The following is a 7,770-nucleotide window of genomic DNA, read 5'->3' on the forward strand; positions in this document are numbered from 1 at the left end:
GCCTTCTCTACTTTTGTGGGGAGGGAGCTATCTTTTTATGCTTTTTGGCAAGGCGTTGCAATTTCTGCCAAGCAAATTGTAATTGCTGCTGCAATTCCGCATTAGGGATTGCTTCAATACCCATTTTAGGCATGACCACAATATCTAATAAATCTAATTGCTGCTGATGCAGGCGAAAACTTTCACGAGCAAGACGCTTTACTCTATTTCTTTCATGTGCGCGACGCACTTTTTTCTTGGCAACAACAATACCCAAACGGCTTTTCGGCTGCTCGGAATTTTTAGCAAGAAATAAGAAATGGGGTTGATGCACTTTAAAAAGCGCACCATCAAACACACTTTTATAATCGGCAGCACAGTGTATGCGTACATCTGTGCTGAAGCCATAAAGTGTCATAACACCCAAAATCGTAATAGCGTTAACAGATTAAACAGTTAAGCTATGACGACCTTTTGCACGACGGCGAGCTAATACTTGACGACCAGCTTTAGTAGCCATACGAGCACGGAAACCATGAACACGCTTACGCTTTAATTCTGATGGTTGGAATGTACGTTTCATATTGAAACTCCAAAAATGATCTTTCTATGAAGGTTCGCGATTTTAGTGTTCATTCAATGAGCTGTCAATCAAAAACAAACTTTCTTTCAAAATAAACTGGTTTTTAGAAGATTGATATGTTGAACATGCATTTAGATAATTAAAAGTTGTATCTATTTTATACACAGTATAAATTATTGATTAATAAAACAACGTAAGTTATAAACAGAAATATTCACAATCTTATCCACAATTTATTATGAATAAAATGATTGTGTTGTGAAATGAATTTAAATTTATAATTTTTCCGAGTTATCCCCAAAGAATGGCGTTCTTATAACTAAATTCAAATTTATAAATTTAAATTTATTACTATTAGGGCGGTGTTTTTCTGTGGAAAAGGCTATTTTATTTTTAATAAACATAAATTTAAATTGTGGATATCTATGTTTTTATAATTTTATTAAACTGTGGATAACTTTATGTTATATTTTATCCACAGCTTGCGGATAAACTTATCCACATTGTGATTTAAATTTAAATTTAATCGGAAATTTGCTTTTTTGAATGATATTTCCTGAATTTTGCCATGACAGATGTGGATAACTTCGATAGAATGGCGACCCGCTCGGTCGGGCTCGCATGATTTTTTTACTAACAATGGAATGAATAGGGGTTTCACATGCTTTGGACAGACTGTCTAACTCGTTTGCGACAAGAGCTTTCGGGAAATGTCTTTACCATGTGGATTCGCCCTCTGGTTGCTGAAGAGCTGAACGATACTTTAAGACTCTATGCACCCAATCCGTATTGGACCCGCTATATTCAGGAACATCATCTGGAGCTGATTACGATTTTGGCCGAACAGATGTCCGAAGGTCGGGTACGTAAAGTCGAGATTCTGGTGGATTCACGTCCGGGTGCAATCTTGTCAGCCAATGAACAGCCAGCAACCACCACGGCTGCATTGCAATCTGTTCCGGCAGTTGTTTCCAAACCGAAAAAAGAAAAAGATGAAACGGGCAGTAAAAACAGCCGTAAACGTTTACTCAATCCCTTATTTACTTTTTCACTATTCGTTGAAGGCCGTTCCAACCAGATGGCAGCTGAAACCTGCCGTAAAGTGTTAACCCAGTTGGGGGCTTCACAGCATAACCCGCTATTTTTATACGGACCGACCGGTTTGGGTAAAACCCATCTCATGCAAGCTGTCGGTAATGCCCTGTTACAGGCCAAACCCAATGCACGGGTGATGTATATGACGGCCGAGAGTTTTGTACAAGATTTTGTCAGCTCTTTACAGCAAGGCAAAGTGGAAGAGTTTAAAAAGAATTGCCGCTCGCTTGATCTGTTGTTGGTGGATGATATTCATTTGCTGGCCGGTAAAGAAGCCAGTCTGGTGGAGTTTTTTTATACCTTTAACGCGCTATTGGATGAATCAAAACAGATTATCCTGACTTCCGACCGTTATCCCAAAGAATTGACTGAACTGGATGCACGTCTGGTTTCACGTTTTTCCTGGGGCTTATCGGTCGGGGTGGAACCACCGGATATTGAAACCCGAATTGAAATTTTGTTGAAAAAAGCCGAAAGCAGTGGGGTGGAGTTGCCGCGTAACTGTGCCCTGTTTATTGCCCAGCAAGTGGTAGCCAATGTTCGTGAGCTGGAAGGTGCGCTGAACAAAGTGGTGGCGATTTCCCGTTTTAAAGGCACACCGATCGATCTGGATGTGGTACGTGAATCGTTAAAAGATGTGCTGGCCATTCGTGCCCGTACCATCAGTACTGAAAATATCCAGCGGGTGGTGAGTGAATATTTCCGTATTCCTTTAAAGGAAATTGTCGGTCCCAAACGTACCCGGATTTATGCCCGTCCACGTCAGCTGGCCATGGGCTTGGCACGTGAACTGACCGGGGACAGTTTCCCCGAAATTGGCATGGCCTTTGGTGGTCGTGACCACAGTACCGTGATGCATGCCTGTGAAAAAGTCATCAGTCTGCGTGAACAAGATCCGATCTTTAATGAAGACTATAAAAACCTGCAACGGCTGTTGCAAAGCTGATCTGATTTGATCAAATTCTATTCTTGCAATGCGGCATATTCTGCCGCATAGTACACTGCTAAAAAACACATTTATTTATTTTCATCTTCAGTTGTTAGAGGAATGTACCGTGCGTTTGAAAATCGCGAAAGAAAGCTTACTTAATGTTCTGTCACATGTCGTAGGAGCGGTTGAACGTCGCCATACTTTAAACATTCTGTCTAACGTAAAAATTCAAGTAAACAATGAATCCTTGACCATTACCGGTTCCGATCTGGAAGTGGAACTGGTGGCCAGTACCACACTGGCTGAAGGGGCTTGCTTGCAGGCAGGTGAAACCACTGTACCTGCACGTAAACTGATGGATATCTGTAAATCCTTGCCTGCCGCGGCATTGATTGACCTGCAAATTACTGAAGATCGCTGTATTTTAAAATCAGGGAATAGCCGCTTTGTACTGGGTACTTTGCCAGCTGAAGATTATCCATTGTTAAGTACTGAAAATGCCCAAGGTACGCAAGTGACCGTGACTCAGCGCGAGTTAAAACGACTGTTTGAAAAAACGGCTTTTGCAATGGCTGTGCAGGATGTCCGTTTCTATTTAACTGGTACCTTACTTGAAATTGACCAAAATCAATTGCGTGCTGTAACGACTGATGGTCACCGTTTAGCGCTGTGTGAAACGGTTGCACAATCTACTGCAACTCAGCCGATTCAGGCGATTGTGCCTCGTAAAGCGGTAGCAGAATTACAGCGTCTGCTTAGCATTGAAGATGAGCAATTGTCTTTATTGATTGGTCGTGAACTGTTAAATGTGACCATTAGTACCCCGAGTCGTGATAAAGAGCAGGGCGATATTACCGTTCGTTTCACGACTAAACTGATTGATGGAAAATTCCCGGATTACCGTCGCGTGATTCCACGTGGTGGCGATAAAAACGTATTGATCGCGCATGATGTATTCAAGCAATCCTTGCAACGTGTGGCCATTCTCAGTAATGAAAAATTACGTGGCGTGTTCCTGAATTTTGGTGCCGATTCTTTGCAGCTGCGTGCCAATAACCCAGAGCAAGATGAAGCGATTGAAGATTTAGCCATTCAGTATGCAGATGCACCGATGGAAATGTCTTTCAATGCCCAATACCTGCTTGATGTGCTGAGTGTGTTAGATGGTGAAGATGTATCGATGACCATGACTGAAGCGAATCAGTCGGTATTGGTGCATGATCCGGCACAACAGGACCAGACCTATGTTGTAATGCCAATGCGTGTTTAATTTACCGATATTGAATCAGATTTAACCATGCATATTACGCGTTTAAATATAGAACGTGTTCGAAACTTAAAGACGGTTGCACTCCATGAGTTGCAGCCGTTTAATGTCTTTTATGGGCAAAATGGTTCAGGTAAGACCTCGATTTTGGAAGCCATTCATTTGCTGGCGACCGGGCGTTCTTTTCGTACCCATATCCCGAAAAATTATATTCAGAATGAAACCAGCGATGCGATTGTGTTTGCACAATCGGCAACGGAAAAAATTGGCATGCAAAAGCTGCTCTCCGGTGAACAGCTGATTAAGGTCAATGGCGATCATATCGCGACCCAAGGTCAACTGGCCAAAATACTGCCTTTACAGCATATTGATCCGCAAAGTACCGACATTATCGATTATGGTGCCAAACCGCGCCGGCAGTTGCTGGATTGGCTGATGTTCCACGTGGAACCGGATTTTTATCATGCCTGGCAGTACTATGCACGTGCCTTAAAGCAACGTAACAGCTTGTTGAAATCGAGCAGAAATCTCGGTTTGCATGATCTGGAACCATGGAACAAAATGTTGGCTGAATATGGCGAAATGCTGAATTCGCAGCGTAGCGGCATTGTCGAGCAGTGGAAAGTTTATTTTGAGCAGGATTTGCAGCACTTGCTACCCAATCTTGCGGTTGAACTGGAATATATGCCTGGCTTTCATACCGAACAGGGCTTGCTGCATGACCTGACTGTGCATCATCAGAAAGATGTGGATCGCCGTTATACTGAATACGGTCCACATCGTGCCGATTTACGTTTAAAAACAACGTTGGGCGATGCTGATGTGGTGCTTTCACGCGGTCAGAAAAAGCTCTTGATTATGGCTCTAAAACTGTCACAGATTGCAATGCTACATGCCTGTAATAAGGAAACTGTGGTATTATTAGATGATCTGACAGCAGAATTAGATTTAACTGCACAACGACGATTAATTGAGCGATTAAGCCAGCTGGGTAGTCAAGTTTTTATTACCACTTTAGAGCATGAATCGGTCAAAAAACATTTACATGATTTGTCTATTTCATATCAATTATTCAAAGTTGAAAATGGTCAAGTTCAGGTTGTTGTGCAATAACTTTTTAAATTTTACCCATCTTTGGATAGACCTATATTTCACTAGGGAGAAACCATGAGTTCAGAAGATCAAGCTGCTTCTCAAACAGAACCAACCCATGAAAAAGCTTATGATTCCTCTAGTATCAAGGTATTACGTGGCCTCGATGCTGTGCGTAAGCGTCCAGGTATGTATATTGGCGATACAGACGATGGCTCAGGCTTGCATCACATGGTGTTTGAGGTGGTCGATAACGCCATTGATGAAGCTTTGGCAGGTCACTGTGACGAAATCCTGGTCACCATCCATGAAGATGAGTCAGTCAGCGTATCCGATAATGGTCGTGGTATTCCGACAGATATTCATCCTGAAGAAGGCGTATCTGCAGCTGAAGTGATTTTAACTATTCTGCATGCCGGCGGTAAGTTTGACGATAATAGCTACAAAGTTTCTGGTGGTTTGCATGGTGTAGGTGTTTCGGTCGTCAATGCCTTATCGAGCAAACTGGAATTAACCATTTACAGAGCCGGTCATATTCACCAACAAGAATATAAACATGGTGATCCTGTCTATCCACTCAAAGTCGTGGGTGATACCGACAAAACCGGGACTACTGTTCGTTTCTGGCCAAGTGCCGAGACCTTTAGTCAAACTATTTTCAATGTTGATATTTTGGCGCGCCGTTTGCGTGAGCTTTCATTCCTGAATGCCGGTGTGCGTATTGTGCTACGTGATGAACGTATCAATGCAGAACATGTGTTTGATTATGAAGGTGGTTTGTCTGAATTCGTAAAATATATCAACCAGGGCAAAACCCATCTGAATGATATCTTTCATTTTACTGTGCAAGCAGACAATGGCATTGGTGTAGAAGTTGCCTTGCAATGGAATGACACGTATCAAGAAAACGTGCGTTGTTTTACCAATAACATTCCACAAAAAGATGGTGGTACACATTTAGCTGGTTTCCGTGCTGCTTTAACCCGTGGCTTAAACAGCTATATGGAAAGCGAAAACTTGCTCAAAAAAGAGAAAGTTGCTGTATCGGGTGATGATGCACGTGAAGGTTTAACCGCGATTGTTTCGGTAAAAGTGCCTGATCCTAAATTCTCTTCACAAACCAAGGAAAAACTGGTTTCAAGTGAAGTGAAACCTGCTGTAGAGCAGGCGATGAACAAGTCATTTTCGGAATACCTGCTGGAAAATCCGCAAGCAGCAAAATCGATTGCCGGAAAAATTATCGATGCTGCACGTGCGCGGGATGCTGCACGTAAAGCGCGTGAAATGACCCGTCGTAAGAGTGCGCTGGATATTGCCGGTTTGCCAGGTAAACTGGCGGACTGTCAGGAAAAAGATCCGGCATTGTCTGAATTGTACCTGGTCGAAGGTGACTCTGCGGGTGGTTCTGCCAAACAGGGCCGTAACCGTAAGATGCAAGCCATTCTGCCACTGAAAGGTAAAATCCTGAACGTAGAACGTGCACGTTTCGACAAGATGATCTCGAGTCAGGAAGTCGGTACGCTGATTACAGCGTTGGGCTGTGGTATTGGTCGTGAAGAGTACAACCCGGACAAATTACGTTATCACAAAATCATCATCATGACCGATGCTGACGTTGATGGTTCGCACATCCGTACGCTACTGTTGACCTTCTTCTTCCGTCAAATGCCTGAACTAGTAGAACGCGGTTATATCTATATTGCACAGCCACCGTTATATAAACTGAAAAAAGGCAAGCAAGAGCAGTACATTAAAGATAATGATGCGCTTGAGACTTACCTGATTTCTAACGCAATTGATGAGTTGGAACTGCATGTCAGCGCCGATGCACCTGCGATTCGTGGTGAGTCTTTAGCAAAAGTCATTGCTGACTATCAGACTTCACAAAAGAGCTTGCAGCGTTTAACGCTACGTTATCCAGCAAGCTTGCTGGATGGTTTACTGGGCCTAGATGCGTTCAAGTTAGACCATAGTCATGATCAAGACTATGTGAAACAGTGGTCTGAACAGTTGCGTGCTGCTATTGAAGCGTATCAACCAAGTTTACGTCCTGAAATCACGCTTGAAGTGTTTGAAAAAGAACATGCAGACGGTAGCAAAGTAGTGCATTATTGGCCACGTGTAACGGTGTATGTGCACAACTTGCCGCATCATTATTTACTGGATACCGGATTGCTCGGTTCAAGTGAATACAAGCGTTTACTGCAAAATTCGAAGAGCTGGTTTACCTTGCTTGAAGAAGGCGCTTATTTGCAGAAAGGTGATCGCAAGATTCAGGTGTCGACCTTCCATCAGGTTTGGCAGCACATTTTATCTGACTCACGTCGCGGCATGATGATCCAGCGCTATAAAGGTTTGGGTGAGATGAATGCGGAACAGCTGTGGGAAACGACTATGGATCCTGAAAACCGTAACATGCTGCAGGTGACCATTGACGATGCCATTGAGGCAGACCGCATGTTCTCCTGTTTGATGGGCGATGATGTGGAACCGCGTCGTGCCTTTATTGAGGAAAATGCCTTAAATGCGGATATTGACGCTTGATGCATTGATGAGTGAAATTGTAAAAAAGCATCCTTCGGGATGCTTTTTTATGCTGTTTTTACTTTAATTCGATTAATTTTTAGCCATCTTTGTTTTTATTAAAATGACGTATTCCTCTGTCATGATGATTCCAAATAAAGAGGAAATCATCAGTAAGCGTCCGCTGAACACACCTTATGAATTCATCCTATAAGCCTTAATTTAGTCCCCACTTAAAAACAAGTGGGGACTAAAATTTATGACTACAAATAATCAGACATCCATCGCATCTCTTGCGAA

General features: G+C 42.8%; 6 protein-coding genes. 4 read left to right on the forward strand and 2 right to left on the reverse strand.

All coding sequences use genetic code 11. The annotated features are described in order from the left end of the window. Nucleotides 1–7: 7 nt before the first annotated feature. Together rnpA and rpmH are read right to left on the reverse strand one after the other, a co-directional pair. Entirely contained in the window at nt 8–397 is a 390-nt protein-coding gene (gene rnpA / locus FTU91_RS08990) for a ribonuclease P protein component (protein ID WP_086197590.1), read from the reverse strand. Between the two features lie 30 nt (nt 398–427). Continuing rightward, a complete protein-coding gene (gene rpmH, locus FTU91_RS08995) occupies nt 428–562 on the reverse strand; it encodes a 50S ribosomal protein L34 (RefSeq protein ID WP_000831329.1) in 135 nt (44 codons plus the stop codon). A 661-nt stretch (nt 563–1,223) separates the two neighbouring features. Between rpmH and dnaA the strand changes: the two genes are divergently transcribed. The 4 genes from dnaA (at nt 1,224) to gyrB (ending at nt 7,491) form a co-directional block, all read left to right on the forward strand. Next, nucleotides 1,224–2,603 carry a chromosomal replication initiator protein DnaA gene (gene dnaA / locus FTU91_RS09000; protein ID WP_086197589.1) on the forward strand — a complete coding sequence of 460 codons (1,380 nt, stop codon included), beginning with the start codon at nt 1,224–1,226 and terminating at the stop codon, nt 2,601–2,603. A 109-nt stretch (nt 2,604–2,712) separates the two neighbouring features. Next, on the forward strand, nt 2,713–3,858 hold the full coding sequence (dnaN, locus tag FTU91_RS09005; RefSeq protein WP_180043243.1) for a DNA polymerase III subunit beta: 1,146 nt from the start codon (nt 2,713–2,715) through the stop codon (nt 3,856–3,858). Nucleotides 3,859–3,885: 27 nt separating this feature from the next. Next, complete coding sequence (gene recF, locus FTU91_RS09010) at nt 3,886–4,968, forward strand: DNA replication/repair protein RecF (protein ID WP_180081884.1); 1,083 nt, start codon at nt 3,886–3,888, stop codon at nt 4,966–4,968. Nucleotides 4,969–5,022: 54 nt separating this feature from the next. Further along, on the forward strand, nt 5,023–7,491 hold the full coding sequence (gene gyrB / locus FTU91_RS09015; RefSeq protein ID WP_180081886.1) for a DNA topoisomerase (ATP-hydrolyzing) subunit B: 2,469 nt from the start codon (nt 5,023–5,025) through the stop codon (nt 7,489–7,491). Nucleotides 7,492–7,770: the final 279 nt, after the last annotated feature.

Source organism: Acinetobacter sp. YH12201 (genome assembly GCF_013418145.1).
Lineage (GTDB): Bacteria > Pseudomonadota > Gammaproteobacteria > Pseudomonadales > Moraxellaceae > Acinetobacter.